The organism is Planosporangium flavigriseum, assembly GCF_011947225.1.
Classification (GTDB): domain Bacteria; phylum Actinomycetota; class Actinomycetes; order Mycobacteriales; family Micromonosporaceae; genus Planosporangium; species Planosporangium flavigriseum.
In genome coordinates, this window is record NZ_JAATVW010000017.1 from 1 (window position 1) to 18,308 (window position 18,308).

Genomic DNA, 18,308 nt, shown 5'->3' on the forward strand with positions numbered 1-18,308 from the left:
GCCAACCATCTTCAAAAGACAGCCGGCCGGGGTATCAAATAAACTTTGGCACTGGCTTTACAAGCACCCTGTTGAGTTCTCAAAGAACAACCACACACCCGCCACAACCACCATCCAGTGGCCACAACCGGGGCAACTTCCTAACGCTACGCGATCGGAATCCCTGCGTCAAATCCTCGTTCGGACTTTCCTTGGGCTTGCCACCGCGCATACCAACGCTCACCATCACGGTGATCGTTGGTATAGGTATCCAACAGACCGGCCGGCGGCACCACTGTCGCGGCGCAACACCCGCCCGGCTCCTGCCGGCTTGCCAACTTTAGCCGAGCCACATCGCAACCGCAAGTCCATCAGGATTTCGCCTGCGATCGGCTCAACATCCACTTCCATTACCAGGAGGTGGAACTCGCGGATCCGGCCGGTTTCCGTCCGGTGCCCCGCGGGCAGAGAGAAAGTTACGTGTCCTTGGGTCTCAACGTCAAATCGGCGCTGAATGTTCCCGGTCACGTGCACTTTCCGAACGCGGCACTCTCCTTCCGCTCCACCGGTCTACGCAGTTCAATGGGCACATGAGCCCGGCGTATCCCGGCACTGTCACTTCCGAAGAGGTTGACCGCGCGACGACGACCATCGCTGGTGATGGTCTACTCGCTACCCTCGCACCGATCTGGCAGATCGTGATCGGAGGTTGCGTGCTTGTCTGCCTTGTCGCCGCGTCCGTGCGGCTTGCACGCCGCGGACGGTCGCGGATGACCACCGCACTCCTCGTGACTGCAGCAGCCGTCGTCAGTCTCGCCGTCATCGGCGTTCTGACCAGCGGACGCTGATCACCGATCACAGTGGGTCGTACCAGTTATAACCACCCGGCCAGCAGAGGTATTCCACGCGGCGCGCCCCCGGCACCTCACCGTCCGACGCTCACCGCACACCCCACCGGGCCGCGAAGGTTACAACACCCCTCGGTACCGGATATTCCGAGGCGGGTGGCGGTGCCACGACCGACGCGCATGCCGACGGCGCGGGACAGTGGCGCTTGCTCAGCTCGTTGTCAGCCGCCGGTTGGCGAGGCTCGGCAACTCTGCGCGGATCGTGCTCAGCCGGTCAAGGTCGAGATCGGCGACGGTGACCCCCACGGCGTCAGGCGCTTGAGCGATGACGGTCCCCCACGGGTCGACGATCATGCTGCGCCCGTAGCAGGTACGGCCCGGGTCGTGATCACCAATCTGGCCAGCGGCGAGTACGTAGCACTGGTTTTCGATCGCGCGGGCCCGCAGCAACACCTCCCAGTGGTCCCGACCGGTGTGCATCATGAAAGCGGCTGGCACGACCAGGACGTTGGCGCCCGCAAGCGCCAGCCGCCGGTACAACTCCGGGAAGCGCAGGTCGTAACAGATGGATAGGCCGAGTCGCAGGTCGCTGACGTCTGCTACGACGGTCTCTGCACCGGGGGCCACGGCGCGCGACTCGTGGTAGGAAACCCGTCCGGGGATTTCGACGTCGTACAAATGGATCTTGCGATAGGTCGCGGCGAGCGTTCCGTCCGGCGCGAAGACCAGAGATGTGTTGTACGTCCGCTCGGGTTCAGGTCCGACCTCGTGGAATGACCCGGCGTGGACCCACATGCCGAGGCCGCGGGCGGCGTCCGCGAAGAACGCGCCGAACTCCCCGTCGACCGGCTCCGGCTTGGGCGCTCCCCGCGCCGGCCCGAGGTAATCGACGTACTCCGGGAGCACCGCCATTTCGGCGCCGGCGGCAGCCGCCCGCTCGAGCAGGTCCCGTGCCACACGCAGGTTCTGCGCACGATCATCGCGCGCGTTCAGCTGACAAACCGCCACCCTCATGACGTGCAGCCTATGCGGGTAGCAACAGCGGTTCCATTGCTACCCGCATGTACCGGACCGCAAGAGGGTCAGGCGGACTTCTCCTCGCGCTGGTGCCTGCGCACCGTCTGGCGAGCCAGGTCGCGGGGAACGATGGTCGGAATGACCTTCTCCAGCACGACCTCGCGGGTGATCAGAACGCGGCCGATATCGGGGTTGCTCGGCACTTCGTACATGACGGAGAGGAGAACCTCTTCCATGATCGCGCGGAGGCCACGCGCGCCCGTGCCTCGCAGGATCGCCTGATCGGCGATGGCCTCCAGAGCCTCGGGGGCGAACTCGAGCTCGACGCCGTCGAGCTCGAAGAGGCGCTGGTACTGCCGGACGAGGGCGTTGCGCGGCTCGGTCAGGATGCGGACCAGGGCCGGGCGGTCGAGACTGCGCACACTGGTGATCACCGGGAGCCGGCCGATGAACTCGGGGATCATGCCGAACTTAAGCAGGTCTTCCGGCATGACCTCGGCGAAGATGTCGTCGAGGTTGCGCTCCGAGACCGATCGCAGGTGAGCGCCGAACCCGAGCCCCTTCTTGCCGACCCGTGACTCGATGATTCGGTCGAGCCCGGCGAACGCGCCCCCGCAGATGAAGAGCACGTTCGTGGTGTCGATCTGAATGAACTCCTGGTGCGGGTGCTTTCGGCCGCCCTGCGGAGGAACGTTGGCCACCGTGCCCTCGATGATCTTTAGGAGGGCCTGCTGAACACCTTCACCGGAGACGTCGCGGGTGATCGACGGGTTTTCCGACTTCCGGGCGATCTTGTCGACCTCGTCGATGTAGACGATGCCGGTCTCCGCGCGACGGATGTCGTAGTCGGCCGCCTGGATCAGCTTGAGAAGGATGTTCTCGACATCCTCGCCGACGTAGCCCGCCTCCGTCAGCGCGGTGGCGTCAGCGATGGCGAACGGCACGTTGAGCATGCGCGCGAGGGTCTGCGCCAGGTGCGTCTTGCCGCATCCCGTGGGGCCGATGAGGAGGATGTTGGACTTTGCGAGCTCGACGTTGTCGGGGCCGGCAGCGCCCGCGGTATCCGCCTGGATCCGCTTGTAATGGTTGTAGACCGCAACGGCCAACGCCTTCTTGGCCTGCTCCTGGCCCACGACGTACTGGTCAAGGAAGGAGCAGATCTCCATCGGCTTGGGCAGCTCGTCCCACTTGACGTCGCCGGACTCCGCGAGCTCCTCTTCGATGATCTCGTTACACAGGTCGATGCACTCGTCGCAGATGTAGACGCCAGGCCCCGCGATGAGCTTCTTCACCTGCTTCTGCGATTTGCCGCAGAACGAGCACTTGAGTAGGTCGCCACCGTCGCCGATCCGTGCCACCTACGTATCTCCCTGCCTTCACGGCCGGACCATCGTCCGGTCTTGCCCACCGCCGGAACGCCCGGCGCTTGTCGGCCCCTGGTGCCAGCCGCTGCCTCGACGTTACCCGGTTACGGGCGCTTATCCGACCCCTGCTGTGCGGTGTCTTCTCACTTGCCGTTCGTCGTCGGATGCGTTACGCGCAAATCCGGCTGAACGACCCCGGCGGAGCGCCCATCGGTCGACAACGCCACTGGGGCGAGGTCGGGGCACCCGACGTCTTCAACGCTGATGGTACCGGTCAGCGGCGCTTCGACGAGAGGGCCGAGCACCGGATTTGCCGCTCAATTCCGCCACTAATGCCCGGACGGGGAGGGGCGGATCGCCAATGGCGTCCGCCCCTCCCCCGCAGTCGTCAGCGAGCCGGCGTGAGCGTCGACTTCTTGCGGCTGGCGAGCACCTGGTCGACCAGGCCGTAGTCCTTGGCCTCTTCAGCGGTGAGGATCTTGTCCCGGTCAATGTCCTTGCGGACCTTGTCGGGGCTTTGGCCGGAGTGCCGGGCCAGCAGGTCCTCCAGAAGCGTGCGCATCCGCAGGATCTCACGAGCCTGGATCTCGATATCGGACCCCTGCCCGTAGCCGCCCTCGGTGGCCGGCTGGTGGATGATGATCCGCGAGTTGGGAAGGGCCATCCGCTTGCCGGGCGTACCCGCGGACATCAGCACAGCCGCCGCCGAGGCGGCCTGCCCCAGGCAGACCGTCTGGATGTCCGGCCGGACGAACTGCATCGTGTCGTAGATCGCCGTCATGGCCGTGAACGAACCGCCCGGCGAGTTGATGTACATGACGATGTCGCGGTCCGGATCCATCGACTCGAGCGTGAGCAACTGGGCCATCACGTCGTTCGCCGACGCGTCGTCAATCTGGACGCCGAGGAAGATGATCCGCTCCTCGAACATCTTGTTGTACGGGTTCATCTCCTTGATCCCGTACGACGTGCGCTCCACGAACGACGGCAGGATGTAGCGGTTGTGAACCTCACGCATGCCCGAGGACAGGCTCAGGTCAGTCATCGTGCTTCTCCTCAGTCCCGGGTCCCGGCGCCGGCTGGCACCTGGCGCGCCCCGGTCACAACATGGTCGATGAAGCCGTAGTCCAGCGCCTCCTGGGAGGTGAACCAACGGTCGCGGTCCGAGTCGGCTTCGATCTGGCTCTGGGTCTGGCCGGTGTGGAAGGCCACACGATCCTGGAACATCCGCTTGGTGTAAAGCATCTGCTCCGCCTGGATCGCGATGTCGGACGCGGTGCCGCCGATGCCACCGGACGGCTGGTGCATCATGATCCGGGCGTGCGGCAGCGCGAACCGCTTGCCCTTGGTGCCGGCGCACAGGAGCAGCTGGCCCATCGAAGCAGCCAGGCCCATCGCGACCGTCACGACGTCGTTACCGACGAACTGCATGGTGTCGTAGATCGCCATGCCGGCCGTGACCGAGCCACCGGGCGAGTTGATCCAGAGGTTGATGTCGCGGTCCGGGTCTTCCGCGGCCAGCAGCAGCAGCTGCGCACAGATCCGGTTGGCGACCTGGTCGTTGACCTCGCTGCCGAGCAGGATGATCCGCTCCTTGAGCAGCCGGTTGTAGACCGAGTCGTCAAGGGCACCGAGGCCGGAATCGGCGCCTCGAGCGACCGGCGTCGCTGGAATGTGAAGGTCGGTCATGGCAGCCCTTCGGAAGAGTTCTTGATATGCCGACAGTAACCTCTGGTGCCGACACGAGCTTCCGCCTGGGCAGGTTGTTCGCTCTGAGCGCACCTGCCCGCGTAAACCCTGCTGAAACACGTAACACCCGCCGAGGCGGGTGTTACGTCGTTAAATGTCAGCCCTCGTGGTCGTGGTCGTGGTCGTGATTGTGCTCGCCCTCCTCGGCGGGACCACGGAGGTCATCGAGCGAGAGCGGGTTACCCGCGGCGTCGCGGAGCTTGACCCGCTCCATGACCACGGAAAGCGCCTTGCCCCGGCGAACGTCACCGAAGACGGCGGCGGCAAGGCCGGACCGGACGAGCTGGTCGTAGTACTGCTGCGGCGAGACACCGGCGCGCTGCGCGCGGTGGACGACCTCGTGGCCGAACTCGTCGTCGGAGACCTGGACCTGCTCGGCGTCCGCGAGCGTGTCGAGCACGAGCTGGATCCGCACACCCTCGACCGCCGCCTCGGCCAGCTCGTTGTCGAGATCCTCCTGGGCCTTGCCCTCGGACTGAAGGTACTCGTCCATCGAAGCGCCGATGCGCTGCAGCTGGTCGTTCATCGCCTCCTTGCGCTGCTCGACCTCCTCGCGCACGACGCCTTCCGGCGCCGGCACGTCGGCGGCCTCGACCAGCGCCTTCAGCGCCTTGTCCCGGGCGTCGTAGAGCTGCTCGACGCGCTTGACCCGCTCCAGCCGGGTACGCAGGTCGCCGCGCAGCTCCTCGAGCGTGTCGAACTCGCTCGCCAGCTGGGCGAAGTCGTCGTCGAGCTCGGGAAGCTGCTTCTCCTTGACGGTACGGACGGTCACCGCCACCTCGGCCTCGCGGCCGGCGTACTCGCCACCGACGAGCTGGGTGGTGAAGGTGGTCGACTCGTCGGCGGACATCCCGACCAGGACCTCGTCAAGGCCCGGGAGCAGCTGTCCGCTGCCCACCTCGTGGGAGACGTTGGTCGCGGTGCCGCCCGGCACTTCCTCGCCGTCCACGGTCGCGGCCAGGTCGAGCTGCACGTAGTCGCCGTTGGCGGCGGCCCGCTCGACGGTCTTCAGCGTGGAGAAGCGGTCCCGCAGGCCGGCGAGCTGCTCGTCGATCTCCTGGTCACCGATCTGGATCTCGTCGACGGTCACCTCGATCTCGTCGAGCGCCGGCAGCGTGATCTCCGGCCGTACGTCGACCTCGGCGGTGAACTTCAGCGGTGAGCCGTCGGCGAACTCGGTGATCTCCACCTCCGGGCGGCCGAGCGTCTTCACCTCGTGCTCGCGCACCGCGGCGAGGATCTGTGTCGGGATCGCGTCCTGCACGGCCTCGTTCAACACGGCACCGCGACCGACTCGCTGGTCGATCACCGCCGTCGGCACCTTGCCCCGCCGGAAGCCCGGGACGGTGACCTGCGCGCCGATCTCGCGGTAGGCCTTCTTGAGGCTCGGTTCTAGCTCGGCGAACGGCACCTCGATGGCCAGCCGCACGCGGGTCGGGCTGAGAGTCTCGACGGTGCTCTTCACAGGTACTCCTCGGTAATGTGACGGACAAGGCCGCATCGGCCGCGAAAAGTCTAGGCGAGCCGGCCCGAGATCTTCACGGACGGGCTATACCCCCGCCGGCGGGACATCCGCCGGCGGTCTCGGTCGGGGTGGCGGGATTTGAACCCACGGCCCCTCGCTCCCAAAGCGAGTGCGCTACCAAGCTGCGCCACACCCCGGTGGCGTCGTGAAGTGTATGCGTTCGCGCGACCTCCCGTCGCGCCGCCCACCGCATCTGCGACCGTCGCCTTCGATGCCGGCCTCGGACGCGGGTGCGACGTCTCGAGATCTCGGGCACAGCCCCCGCGCACAGGGCCGCGAGTATTCGGTACCCTTGGTGCCGCGCCGCGCACACGCGTGGCGACGCGGGCGTAGCTCAATGGCAGAGCTTCAGTCTTCCAAACTGACGGTGCGGGTTCGATTCCCGTCGCCCGCTCCACGAACGAAGGCCCAGGTCATTGGCGCGATTGCCAGCCCTGGGCCTTCGTCATGTCAACGGACATCGACCCAGCGGACCGCGCGCCGATCATCACGTACCGCTCACCCACCGGTACACCTGCATGACCCACGGCGTCTGCTGTAGGTAGGCGATCCCGGCGATGACCAGGAAGGCTCCGGTGATCGCGTGAGCGCCCTTGGCGCTGCGCCGCACCCGGCCCAGCCGGTTCACCAGGATGACCCGGCCCACCAGCCGGGAAACCGCGAAGACGCCGGCCGCGACCAGGAGGACGAGGCAGAACGCCAACAGCGGCCCCGCGAGCCGGCCGCGCGCGCTCGCCGCCCAGATTCCCCAACAAATGAAGGCGAAGAAAGCCCCAATTCCCGACATTTCCCAGCCCCGCTTGAGCATCCCACGCTCTTCCCGGGGCCGCTCGGACCCCCCGGGCCACTGCCCGCTCCCCTGGTCGAGCGCTGCTTCGGTCGGGTCCACATGCTTGGGCGGCGGGACGCTCGCCCGTCCCCGGATCTGAGCCGGCCCTGCCGGCGCGGAGCCGGGAGGCGCAGCCGGGGACACCGGCACCGGGGCCGCAGCCGCGGATGAAGCCGCGGCCTGCGGCCCCGGCCGTACCGCAGAAACGCGCTGCTGCTCGCCGGTGGGGCCGTCGAGCGCTTCGAACCGGTGCTCGGAGGCGACCCGGGTGCGGGCGGGAACGGCGGCCCCGTTCGCGACCGCTGCGGGCGTGGCGAGGTCATCGGGCGCACCGAGGGCGGCGCGCAGTTCGACCAGTTCGCGCTCAAGTTTCTCGATCCGCTGGAAGGCTCCGGTCTCGGTACCCGCGACCGGAGGCCGGGGCTTGGCCCTGCCGACCGCCCGCGCGGTCTCCGGCTCGCCCCAGTCGACCCCTGAGTCGGGGATGCCGCAGCGGCGCACGAGCTCGGCGAGGCGATCGGTCCAGGCCGGCAGCTCAAGCGTGGACGGCCGGTCACCGGGCCGATCGGCGAGGATGTGGTGCAGGTGGTCGCGCAGAGCGGGCACCTGCTCGAGTACGGGGTGGCGGCGCAGCACGGACCAGGCCGGGGGCGCCTCCTCGCCGGCCTGCGACTGGCGGCCCGGCTCCCGTGGGTACTCGCCGGTCACCAGGAAGTAGGCGACGGCTCCGAAGCCATGCACGTCGTACGCGGGCCCGACCTGCGCGGTGCCGCCGAAGGCCTCCGGGCCGCCGGACTCCGGCGTGTACGCAATCTGGGTGATCTCCTCGGGCCGCCAGTACCGCGCGCCGGTGAAGTCGATCAGCTTCACCTCCCCGGTCGCCAGCACCATCACGTTGGACGGCTTCACGTCCATGTGCAGCACCGGGGTGGCGCCGGGCTCCTGGGGATGGTGCAGCGCACGCAGCACCCCGGCGAGCGTGTCCAGCGCGGCGACGGCGTTGAGCCGGCGGGCGCCAGCGGCCAGCCCGGCCCGGTTGGACACGTACTCGCGCAGGTTGATCCCGTGCAGGTAGTCGTACACCTGGTAGGGCACCGCGTCACCGGCGTCGGGGAGCTCTCCGGGGCGGTGCGGCGGCGGTCCGTAGAAGCCGTCGGCGCGCCGGCAGATCGCCTGGACGCCCCGGTTGTTCAGGTCCATCAGGGCCGCGTCGCCCTTGTCCCATGAACGCAGCTCGTCCACGAGCGGCCGGCGCGGGTCGACCCGGAAGACCTTGACCGTGAGCGGAGCCGACGACACTCCCCCGCACAGCCGCACCGCGCGGTAGACGTCAGCCTGCCCACCGGAGCCGAGGTGCGCGACGAGACGGTAGCGCTGGTAGGTCTCCGGCAGCGGACCGGCCGGGCCACAGACAAGATCCAGCAACCGCGCGCCGTTCGCAGTCATCCAACCTCCCCCTCGGGCGAACCTCAGCGTAGCGGCCGGTCAAATCCCTCGCGGACAACCGCCGCGCGCGGTAGACAGAGTCGGTGGCTGATGATCCGTACCACCTGCGCACCCTCGAGTCGATCGACGACTTCACCCGCGTGTTGGACGTCCTCGCGGCCGCCTTCGGCGAGGACTTCCCGGCGGAGGACCTGGCTACAACCCGGTCGGTCTTCGAACCGCGCCGCTCCCACGTGATCGAGCACGATGACGACGGGATGGTGGCGCACGCGGCCGCCTACACCCGGGAGGTTACGGTGCCCGGCGGGGTGATCCCGGCGGCACACGTCACGCTGGTCGGCGTCCGCCCGACGCACCGGCGCCGGGGACTGCTGACCCGCCTTATGGCACATCAGTTGCGCGACGTTCGCGAGCACGGCGAGCCGGTCGCGATGCTGTGGGCCAGCGAGGGCCGCATCTACCAACGCTTCGGCTACGGGATCGCCGCCCTGCGCCACATCATCCCCGGTGCCGACAAGCGGGAGATCCGGCTGAACCGCTCGTCCACCCCGGAGGCGGGCCGCCTGCGCGACGCCTCCCCCGAGCAGGTGCGCAAGGACCTGCAGCAGGTGTACGAGCGGGTACGCCCGGAGCGCCCCGGCTGGTCGAGCCGGGACGAGAACTGGTGGAGCCGACTGCTGGACGACTCACCAAGCCGCCGCCAGGGCTACACCTCGCGCCGCGCGCTGCTGTTCGAAGGGCCCGCTCGCGTCGACGGGTACGCGCTGTGGCGGCGTAAGGGCGACTGGGCCGAGACCGGCCCGAAGGGCGAAGTCAACGTGGCCGAGGTGGTCGCGGCGACGCCGGAGGCGTACCTGGCGCTGTGGGAGTTCCTGTTCTCGGTGGATCTGGCCCGCACGGTGCGCTACCCCTTCGCCGCCCCCGACGAGCCGCTGCGCTACCTGGTCAACGAGCCACGAGCGCTCGGCGACCGGGTCGCGGACTCGCTGTGGGTACGGCTGGTGGATGTGCCGGCCGCGCTGTCGACCCGCCGGTTCGCCGCACCGGTCGACGTGGTGATCGACGTGACCGACGCCCTGCTACCCGACAATGCCGGGCGATGGCGGTTGACCGGCGACGCGACCGGCGCGGCCTGCACGCCGACGACGGACGCGGCGGATCTGGCCTGCGACGTCGCCGATCTGGGAGCGGTGTACCTCGGCGGCACCGGGCTCGGCGCGCTGGCCGCCGCGGGCCGCGTACGCGAACTGCGCCCCGGGGCCGTAGCAGCCGTCGCACCGCGGTTCGGTTGGCATCGGGCACCGTCCGCACTCGACATCTTCTAGAGTCGGGGCATGGGTACCGAGCGGCGACGCCGCCGGATGCGGCGAGCATCCCGGTCCGCCTGGGCGGTCGACTCGCCGGCGCCCGGCGCAGAGGACGAGGCAGCCGAGGTGGCGCCCCGCTCCCCCACCCCGCACGACATCGCAGAGCTGGGCGGCACGTTCGCGATGACCGCCGGGGTGCTCGACCCCGACGACGATCCGGCAGCGACCGGCGTACGCGGTGAAGCCTCCGACTGGGGAGCTGACGAGCCGACCGGCCACGCCCGCCCGGCCGATGATCCGCATGCCGAGCGCGGCCTGCGCGGTCTGGTCGGTGGGGGTTCCTCACAGGTGAGCGTTGACGCGGCGCTTCGGGCGCGGGACGCCGCCCGCCCCTCCGCGGCCGACTTCGCGGCGGCCGAGGCGGAGCTGGTGATCGTCCGTCGCGGGTGGGTGCCGCGCGAGGACCTGCCGGCCCGGGGCCCGCGCCGCTGAATTGGCGATCGTGGACACCTAGACCGGTTATAGGCGGCCTAGGTGTCCACGATCGCGGGGGAGGCGGGCGCTACGGCAGCGGGGGCAGTTCGTGGGTCTTCTCGTACTCGGCAATCTGCGCGATGCGCCGCATGTGCCGCTCGCCCCGCGAGAACGGCGTCGTCAAGAACGCGGTGACGATCTGGGTCGCCTCGTCGAGGGTGTGCATCCGGGCGCCGACCCCCGCCACGTTGGCGTCATTGTGCTCACGGGCCAGCCGCGCCGTCTCGACGCTCCAGGTCAGTGCCGCGCGCACCCCGGGGACCTTGTTCGCCGCGATCTGCTCGCCGTTGCCGGAGCCGCCGATCACCACGCCGAGCGAACCGGGGTCGGCGACCACCCGGGCACCGGTGTGGAAGCAGTACGCCGGGTAGTCGTCATCGGGGTCGAACGAGAACGGTCCCACGTCGACGACCTCGTACCCCTGCGTGCCGAGGTGGCTGGCGAGGTGCACCTTCAGTTCATATCCGGCGTGGTCGGAGCCAAGGTAAACGCGCATGCGACAGAGTCTGTCACCACAGGATCAGGCCCGCGCACGACCCAAGCATCAGGATGGTGCCGACAACAAGAGAGCCCACGATCATGGTCGCCGGCGGGAACGTGCTGACCGCCCGCACCACCCTCGGCGCCCGGCTCATCGCCTCGGCGGCCTCGGATGCTTCGCCCGCGGCCTGGGCGCGGCGAGCCGCGTGCCATCCGCGTAGCACCCCGCGCCGGTCGAACAGCAGCGCCGCCACCGCGTACAGCCCCAGCCCGAACGTGAACACCACCAGCGCCACCAAAAAGCGCATGCCTTCCAACCCCCAGGACCGTCGATCAGCGGTCTGGGTAGTTTACGGCTTACGCCTCCGGCGCGATATCGACAGCAACCAATCCGGCTCGCGCCTTCGGCGTGAACCAGGTGCTCTTGCGCGGCATCTTCAGCCTCGCCAAATTGACGGCCACGAAGTCGTCGACGGTGACCGGCGCGATAAGGACGGCGAGTTCGGCGCGGCCCGCGTCCACCTCTCCCCGCAGCCAGGCGGCCGGGTAGTCGCCACCGACGTAGGTGATCCGCTTGTCCCCCGGGTCGAGGCCGAGGGCGTCACCGAGGACGCGCCGCTCGACGAGCGCGTGATCGAGGTTTTCTACGACGCTGCCCGTTCCGGCTGTGGGCAAGGTCACCGTCCAGGCACCGGCCCTCGTGTACAGGTTGACCGTGCCACCGCTGGCCGGCACCTCGGGCGTACCCGTCACCGGCGTGACCGTCGCACCGGCGGCCGTCAGGCGCGTGATCAGCTCCTCCGGGGCGATACCCAGCTCACTGACCAGGCGGTTGTAGGGCTGGATCGCCACCGACTCGGGCGTGGTGACCACCGCGAGGAAGCGCGGCAGGCCGGCGGTCTGGGCGGCGAGGCTGCGGTGGTTGCCGTCTGCCACGACCAACTCCCCGCCGCCCGCCAGGGCCAGCACCCGGTCCCGGGCCTCACCGGGCCCGAGCGGCCAGATCTCGTGGACACGCCCGGCCGCGTCGGTGTCGTTCGCCGCCGCGTCACCCGCCTCCGCGATGGCCTCGGCGAGCGCCGCGTGCAGGTCGGCACCGCGCGCGGTCTGCAGGAGGAGTACGGGTGAGAGCAGGTGCCCGACGGCCTGCGCGAGGGCGACCCGCTCGCGCACCTTCTCGATGAACACGTCCTCGTTGCGGATGACCAGGCCGGGCTCCTCGGCGCTGGTGGAGATCTGCCCCGTCTCCACCATCGTCCACACGCCGTACGCGGTCGCGCCGTCGGGCGCGGTGATCCGGTACAGGACGGCCACGTCGTCGCTCTCGGCGTAGTGACCCTGCTCCTTGGCAGCGGCCAGGCGCGCGACGGCGTCGGGCAGGCAGTCGGCGAAGGCGCGCCCCACACTCTCCGGAGCGCGGTGGGGCATCTCGACGCCGAGGGCGCTGAACGGATTGGCCGCGATGATCGCGGTAATCTCGGCGTCGTCGGCGAACTCGTCGTAGTTCTGCGCCGCGGTGGTCTGCCCGGCGCGTCCGCCGGTCGTCAGCCAGGCCCGGGCGATCGGGTGCGCGATCGTCATGAGCGCGACGTTATCGGTTCGAGGCGGATCACTCCCCGCCGGCCGGCGCCCATCCACTGGATGGACGCCGGCAGCGCGGTACTCAGGCCGCGTTCGTGGAGCGCCGTCGACGCAGCCGGGGCAGGCTCGGCCGGAAACGACCCCGGGGCTCCTCCGGCGCGGCGTGCCGGGGGCTGTAGGCGGGCTCGCCGTTGCCGGTCTCCGACTCGGGTTCCGCAGCCGCGACGGCGCCCTCCAGCACCAGCGCCGCGGCGACTTCCTGGAAAACCGGCGCCGGAACGGCGTCCACGGCGCCCTGCGCGGGGACGACATCCACCGAAGCCGGGACGACATCCACCGAAGCCGGCGCCGGAGCGAAGGCCTCGGCCGAGACGATCACCGGCGGGGCGAGCAGCGCCGCGACCTCCGCGGGCACCTCGTCTCGCCAGTCGCACTCACGGACCGACCAGCACGCGGCGGGACTTGCGGCCGCCACGTCGTCGGCGACGACAGCCTCACTGGGCTTCACATCCGCAGCGGTCGACACCGGTCCTCCTCGGGCAGGAAAAGCTCTCGTCGAGAAGCAACGATGAGCGATACAGCGGCGTCACGCGAGTAATGCCCAGAATTCGGACAATTAGGTTTATTCGAAAGACGGAGGCACGTCCCGCGTTCGCTTGATTTCAAAGAAGCCGGGAGTACCGGCGACGAGCAGCGTGCCGTCCCACAGTCGGCCGGCGGCCTCCCCCTTGGGCGCCGGCGTGACGACCGGGCCGAAGAAGGCGATCTGCGCGCCGTCGGGGCCCGGCACGTGGATCACCGGCGTACCGACGTCCATGCCGACCGGCCGCATGCCCGCCTCGTGGCTGGCCCGCAGGGCCTCGTCGTACTGGGTGGACTCGGCGGCCGAGGCGAGCTCGACGGGCAGGCCGGCGTCGGCCAGGGCCGCCTCGTACAGCGCCCGACCCCGCTCCTCCTTGCCAATGTGGATGCGGGTGCCCAGGGCGGTGTACAGCGAGCGGAGGACGTCGTTGCCGTACTTCTGCTCGGCGGCGATCGCCACCCGTACCGGCCCCCAGGCGGTCTTCAGGAACTCCCGGTACTCCTCGGGCAGGTCGTCACGGCCGTCGTTCAGCACGGCCAGGCTCATTACGTGGAAGCGGAGGTCGACCGGGCGGACCTTCTCCACCTCGAGCAGCCAACGGGAGGTGATCCACGCCCACGGGCAGGCGGGGTCGAACCACATATCAGCGGTGACGCGCTCGGTCACGGCAGCTCCTCACGATCTTCAAATGTGACAGCGGTCCAGCAAGTACTGGGTCCACTACCGATCCTTACGCCAGCCGGCGACCACAGCGGAACTGCCGTACCGTGACCTGTGCCACTTCATGGCCGCTGACCGGTTATGAAAGGATCGTTTCTTACCACTCGGCTCGGATGGCGGCTGCGAAAGCCCCTCTCGAACCAAGATTTCGCAACAGATGGAGACAAAGACCGTGGCCGGAGTTCGCAACCTCAGGCAGGTGGAGGCCGCCGAGCGGGCCCGCCTGCTCGACGTCTCGGCGTACGACATCAGCCTGGACCTCACTGACGGCACCGGCTTCCCGGGCGAGGGGACGTTCCGCTCGGTGACCGAAGTGCGCTTCAGCTGCCGCGAACCGGGCGCGAGCACGTTCATCGAGATCGCCGCCGACTCGCTGCGCGGCGCCACCCTCAACGGCGCACCGCTGGACATCTCCGGCTGGGCCGCGGACAAGGGTCTGGTCATTCCCGACCTCGCCGCGGAGAACGTGCTCGTCGTCGACGCCGACTGCGCGTACTCGTCGACCGGACAGGGCCTGCACCGCTCGGTCGACCCAGTCGACAAGGAGGTCTACCTCTACAGCCAGTTCGAGACCGCCGACGCGCAGCGCGTGTTCGCCTGCTTCGACCAGCCGGACCTCAAGGCCGAGTTCACCTGGCACGTCACCGCCCCCGCCCACTGGCGGCTGGTGTCGAACATGCCGATCGAGCGCGAGGAGCCGGCCGCTGGCATGGAGCGCGCCAAGGTTGTGCACTTCGCCCGGTCGCCGCGGATGAGCACGTACGTCACGGCGATCTGCGGCGGCCCGTACCACGAGGTGCGCGACACCCACGACGGCATCGACCTGGGCGTGTTCTGCCGGGCATCGATGAGCCGGTACCTCGACGCCGACGACATCCTGCTGATCACCAAGCAGGGCTTCGACTTCTTCCACCGCGAGTTCGGCGTCCGCTACCCGCTGCCCAAGTACGACCAGATCTACAGCCCGGACTTCAACGCCGGCGCGATGGAGAACTTCGGCTGCGTGGTGCACGCCGAGCAGCACTACATCTTCCGCAACCAGGTCACCGACTTCGAGTACGAGCAGCGAGCCAACACGATCCTGCACGAGATGGCCCACATGTGGTTCGGTGACCTGGTCACCATGCGCTGGTGGGACGACCTGTGGCTCAACGAGTCGTTCGCCGAGTGGGCCAGCCACTGGGCCAACACCGGGGCCACCCGCTTCAGCGACGCCTGGACGACCTTCCTGTCGGTCCGCAAGAACTGGGGCTACCGGCAGGACCAGCTCTCGTCGACCCACCCGGTCTACTGCGAGATCCCCGACGTGGACGCGGTCGAGGTCAACTTCGACGGCATCACGTACGCGAAGGGCGCGAGCGTCATCAAGCAACTCGTCGCGTACGTGGGGATCGAGCCGTTCGTGGCGGGGCTGCGGGCCTACTTCGCCAAGCACGCCTGGGGCAACGCCACCTTCGACGACCTGCTCACCGCGCTGGAGGCGGCCTCCGGTAAGGAGCTGCGCAAGTTCGCCGCGCAGTGGTTGGAGACCGCGCAGGTCAACACTCTGCGGCCGGAGCTCACCGTGGCCGAGGACGGGACGTACGCATCGGTCGCCGTGCTCCAGCAGGCGCCGGAGAGGTATCCGACGCTGCGCACCCACCGCATCGGCATCGGCCTGTACGACCTGCAGGACGGCTCGCTGGTGCGCCGCGAGCGCATCGAGGTGGACGTGGATGGGGCGCGTACGGAGATCCCCCAGCTCGCCGGTGTCCCCGCCGCCGACGTCCTGCTGCTCAACGACGACGACCTGACGTACGCGAAGCTGCGGCTGGACGAGCGGTCGATGGCGACCGTGGTCGACCACCTCGCCGGCTTCGACAACCCGCTCGCGCGGGCGCTGTGCTGGGCCGCCGCGTGGGACATGGTCCGCGACGGCGAGCTGGCCGGCCGGGACTACGTCCGGATGGTCATCCGCGGCCTGCCCAGCGAGAAGGACATCAACCTGGTCACGGCGACGCTCGGCCAGGCCCGGTCGGCCCTGGCGTTCTACGTCGATCCGGCGTGGGCCGCCGAGGGTTGGCAGCAGCTGGCCCAGTGCGCCCAGCAGGCGGTCACCCGGGCCGAGCCGGGCAGCGGTTTCCAGCTGGCGTGGGCGCGGGCGTACGCGGCCGCGGCCCGGCAGAGCGGCGACCTCGCCGTGCTGGCCGGTTGGCTGCGGGGCGAGAACGTGCCGGAGGGTCTCGTCATCGCGTCAGACCTGCGGTGGAGCCTGCTGCACGCGCTCGTCGCCAACGGTGCCGCCCGGCCGGACGAGATCGAGGCCGAGCTGGAGAACGACCGGACCGCGAGCGGCGAGCGGCAGGCGGCGCTCTCGCGCGCTCTGGTGCCGACGCGTGAGTCGAAGGCGGAGACCTGGCGCCGCCTAGTCTCCGACCACCAGCTGCCCAACTGGCTGCAGCGGTCGCTGCTGCAGGGCTTCCAGCACGCGGCACAGACCGAGCTGACCGCCCCGTACGCGGCGGAGTACTTCCGAGTCGCGAACGACGTCTGGGCGGCGCTCGACAGCGAGCCGGCCCAGGACTTCGTGGCCCTGGCGTACCCGGCCTACCAGGTCAGCGAGGAGACGGTGGCGCGCACCGACGCCTGGCTCGCCGGCGAGGGCGCGGGTAGCCCCGCCCCGCTGCGCCGGCTGGTCGCCGAGGGCCGTGACGGCGTCGCACGCGCCCTGAAGGCGCGCGCCAAGGACGCCAGCACCTCCTGAGTGGTGATACAGCAAGGGCGCCCTCCGATTCGGAGGGCGCCCTTGCTTTTGCTTTCGTGCGCGTCAGGCGCTCGGCTTACCCGCCTGGTCGCTGAGTTGAGCAAGCCCGGACACGATGCCACCGGCGAGGTCGCCACCGCCGAATGCGGCCGCCATGGAGAGCGCGGCTAACTTGGCCGAGCGGTCCGGAATACGCTTGCGCGCCTCCGAACCCGTGACGATCTCGAGCACCCGCTGGTTGGGCGACACGGCGACGAGGACCGAGTGGTCCGGGTCGCCCAACTGGCCGTGCAGCTTCTCGGCGTGGCCACGCACCGGCTCGTCGAGTTCGCCCACGTACACGCTGAAGGTCAGCCCGGTGCCCCGGTCAGCCAACCGCAGCGCCTCGTCCAGTCGCAACAGCTGTCGCGTGTTGAACGGGCCGTCGAGCACCTCGGGGCGGCCGGTTGGCCGTCCCCCCTGCTCACCAGCGGTCACTTGCGCCTCCAGTCACACGCTGCTCAGCCGACGGGCGGGCAGCCCACTCGGCGGCACTCGAACCACCGGCAGGCAGAGCCGCTGCCGCGGCAGTGCCGTGCAGCGCCTTGTGCTCGCCTGAGGTTGCGTCGGCCAGCTGCTCCGGCGCCGACAGGAACCAGACCGGGCGGAACTCGAACGGCCGGCCCGGCCGGTAGCGCTTGCCGCGCCGGACGTCACCGGCGAACACGAGGCCAGTGACGACCAGGATCACAAGGACCGGTATGCCGACGTAGATGAGCACCGTCTCAATTGTTGACAAGCCCAGCGCCCCCCGGCGTCGAAGAGACAAATATGCGGGCTTCACGTTAGCGGCCGGTGCATCGTACGCCGCGTCGGGGGTACCCGGAACCCCTCTAGGCGACTTCCGGCAGTCCGAGCCACCCCGTCCAGCGCGGATCAGCCGCCCGATGGCCGAGTACCCGCCATGCCGTACCCTTCGGCGCGCTCGGTGCCGCGTGCAGCCGCCAGCCCAGCTCCGCCAGGGTGCGGTCGCCCTTGGTGTGATTGCACTTGGCACACGCCGCGACCACGTTGTCCCAGACATGGGCGCCGCCGCGGCTACGCGGCAGCACATGGTCGATCGTCTCGGCCGGGCCGCGGCAGTAGGCGCACCGGCTGCCGTCGCGGGCGAAGATCGCCCGGCGGGAGAGGACGACGTGGGTGCGGTAGGGCACCCGGACGTACCGGATGAGCCGCACGACGGACGGGACGGGCAACTGGGAACGGATGCTGTGCAGCACCCCATCGCCGTCGGTGACGCACACCGCCTTGGCGGATAAGACCAGGATCGCGGCTCGTCTGACGGACACGACGCACAGCGGCTCGTACGTGGCATTGAGTACCAGGGTGGTGCCGACTGTGGGTCGTATGTCAGGCATCGCTGCCGCCCTCCCAGGGTGATGCGGTCTCCCGTCGCCTCGACTGTCTTGGGGCCAATCGTCCCCGATAGATCGCCGAATTGCACGCGTTAATCAGGGTGGGACCTGGGGTGAAGCTGGCGCCGTTCACGAGCGCCGGCTCCGCTCTCGACGGCACGGCGAGTGAGAGTTGCCCGGTACCGGGTGAATTACCACCATCCTGCAGA

The 18,308-nt window shown here is 69.2% G+C and carries 18 protein-coding genes and 2 tRNA genes; 5 read left to right on the forward strand and 15 right to left on the reverse strand.

Translation table 11 applies throughout. The features are described from left to right. The first annotated feature begins 569 nt into the window (after positions 1 to 569). Complete coding sequence (locus HC028_RS20750) at positions 570 to 827, forward strand: hypothetical protein (protein WP_168079060.1); 258 nt, start codon at positions 570 to 572, stop codon at positions 825 to 827. A gap of 210 nt (positions 828 to 1,037) precedes the next feature. Here the strand turns inward: HC028_RS20750 and HC028_RS20755 are convergent, their stop codons facing one another. The 6 genes from HC028_RS20755 to HC028_RS20780 form a co-directional block, all read right to left on the reverse strand. Then, positions 1,038 to 1,841, reverse strand: coding sequence for a carbon-nitrogen hydrolase family protein (locus HC028_RS20755; RefSeq protein WP_168079061.1), 804 nt, complete (start codon positions 1,839 to 1,841; stop codon positions 1,038 to 1,040). A gap of 68 nt (positions 1,842 to 1,909) precedes the next feature. Then, positions 1,910 to 3,202: an ATP-dependent Clp protease ATP-binding subunit ClpX gene (gene clpX / locus HC028_RS20760; protein WP_168079062.1), complete on the reverse strand. Its 1,293-nt coding sequence runs from the start codon at positions 3,200 to 3,202 to the stop codon at positions 1,910 to 1,912. A 394-nt stretch (positions 3,203 to 3,596) separates the two neighbouring features. Further along, positions 3,597 to 4,253, reverse strand: a complete 657-nt coding sequence (locus tag HC028_RS20765) for an ATP-dependent Clp protease proteolytic subunit (RefSeq protein ID WP_168079063.1) — start codon at positions 4,251 to 4,253, stop codon at positions 3,597 to 3,599. 11 nt (positions 4,254 to 4,264) lie between these two features. Further along, a complete protein-coding gene (locus HC028_RS20770) occupies positions 4,265 to 4,897 on the reverse strand; it encodes an ATP-dependent Clp protease proteolytic subunit (RefSeq protein WP_168079064.1) in 633 nt (210 codons plus the stop codon). A gap of 157 nt (positions 4,898 to 5,054) precedes the next feature. Continuing rightward, entirely contained in the window at positions 5,055 to 6,422 is a 1,368-nt protein-coding gene (gene tig / locus HC028_RS20775; protein ID WP_168079065.1) for a trigger factor, read from the reverse strand. A 123-nt stretch (positions 6,423 to 6,545) separates the two neighbouring features. After that, a tRNA-Pro gene (locus tag HC028_RS20780) sits at positions 6,546 to 6,619 on the reverse strand. A 186-nt stretch (positions 6,620 to 6,805) separates the two neighbouring features. Between HC028_RS20780 and HC028_RS20785 the strand changes: the two genes are divergently transcribed. Then, positions 6,806 to 6,879 (forward strand) — tRNA-Gly (locus tag HC028_RS20785). A 90-nt stretch (positions 6,880 to 6,969) separates the two neighbouring features. Here HC028_RS20785 and HC028_RS20790 read toward each other — a convergent pair. Continuing rightward, positions 6,970 to 8,757 (reverse strand): protein kinase domain-containing protein, encoded by a 1,788-nt coding sequence (locus HC028_RS20790; RefSeq protein WP_168079066.1) that lies wholly within the window; start codon positions 8,755 to 8,757, stop codon positions 6,970 to 6,972. 104 nt (positions 8,758 to 8,861) lie between these two features. Between HC028_RS20790 and HC028_RS20795 the strand changes: the two genes are divergently transcribed. Then, positions 8,862 to 10,082, forward strand: a complete 1,221-nt coding sequence (locus HC028_RS20795; protein ID WP_168079160.1) for a GNAT family N-acetyltransferase — start codon at positions 8,862 to 8,864, stop codon at positions 10,080 to 10,082. A gap of 165 nt (positions 10,083 to 10,247) precedes the next feature. Beyond that, on the forward strand, positions 10,248 to 10,556 hold the full coding sequence (locus HC028_RS28785; protein WP_373313924.1) for a hypothetical protein: 309 nt from the start codon (positions 10,248 to 10,250) through the stop codon (positions 10,554 to 10,556). 70 nt (positions 10,557 to 10,626) lie between these two features. On the opposite strand, the gene HC028_RS20805 is transcribed toward HC028_RS28785, so the two are convergent. The 5 genes from HC028_RS20805 to HC028_RS20825 all read right to left on the reverse strand — a co-directional run bounded on the left by HC028_RS20805 (position 10,627) and on the right by HC028_RS20825 (position 13,908). Then, complete coding sequence (locus tag HC028_RS20805; protein WP_168079068.1) at positions 10,627 to 11,094, reverse strand: ribose-5-phosphate isomerase; 468 nt, start codon at positions 11,092 to 11,094, stop codon at positions 10,627 to 10,629. A 13-nt stretch (positions 11,095 to 11,107) separates the two neighbouring features. Continuing rightward, positions 11,108 to 11,386 (reverse strand): hypothetical protein, encoded by a 279-nt coding sequence (locus HC028_RS20810; protein ID WP_168079069.1) that lies wholly within the window; start codon positions 11,384 to 11,386, stop codon positions 11,108 to 11,110. Positions 11,387 to 11,435: 49 nt separating this feature from the next. Then, entirely contained in the window at positions 11,436 to 12,659 is a 1,224-nt protein-coding gene (locus HC028_RS20815; RefSeq protein ID WP_168079070.1) for a DUF1015 family protein, read from the reverse strand. Between the two features lie 82 nt (positions 12,660 to 12,741). After that, a complete protein-coding gene (locus tag HC028_RS20820; RefSeq protein ID WP_168079071.1) occupies positions 12,742 to 13,185 on the reverse strand; it encodes a hypothetical protein in 444 nt (147 codons plus the stop codon). A gap of 96 nt (positions 13,186 to 13,281) precedes the next feature. Beyond that, positions 13,282 to 13,908 (reverse strand): mycothiol-dependent nitroreductase Rv2466c family protein, encoded by a 627-nt coding sequence (locus HC028_RS20825; protein ID WP_168079072.1) that lies wholly within the window; start codon positions 13,906 to 13,908, stop codon positions 13,282 to 13,284. 211 nt (positions 13,909 to 14,119) lie between these two features. Here HC028_RS20825 and pepN point away from each other — a divergent pair, with 211 nt between their 5' ends. Continuing rightward, positions 14,120 to 16,705, forward strand: coding sequence for an aminopeptidase N (gene pepN / locus HC028_RS20830; protein WP_168079073.1), 2,586 nt, complete (start codon positions 14,120 to 14,122; stop codon positions 16,703 to 16,705). A 63-nt stretch (positions 16,706 to 16,768) separates the two neighbouring features. Here pepN and HC028_RS20835 read toward each other — a convergent pair whose 3' ends face one another. The 3 genes from HC028_RS20835 to HC028_RS20845 all read right to left on the reverse strand — a co-directional run bounded on the left by HC028_RS20835 (position 16,769) and on the right by HC028_RS20845 (position 18,102). Next, on the reverse strand, positions 16,769 to 17,182 hold the full coding sequence (locus HC028_RS20835; RefSeq protein ID WP_168079074.1) for a DUF5130 family protein: 414 nt from the start codon (positions 17,180 to 17,182) through the stop codon (positions 16,769 to 16,771). Next, complete coding sequence (gene ctaJ / locus HC028_RS20840; protein WP_168079075.1) at positions 17,169 to 17,465, reverse strand: aa3-type cytochrome oxidase subunit CtaJ; 297 nt, start codon at positions 17,463 to 17,465, stop codon at positions 17,169 to 17,171. Before ctaJ ends, HC028_RS20835 begins: the two co-directional genes overlap by 14 nt. Before the next feature lie 112 nt (positions 17,466 to 17,577). After that, a complete protein-coding gene (locus tag HC028_RS20845) occupies positions 17,578 to 18,102 on the reverse strand; it encodes an HNH endonuclease (RefSeq protein WP_168079076.1) in 525 nt (174 codons plus the stop codon). Between the last annotated feature and the right edge of the window lie 206 nt (positions 18,103 to 18,308).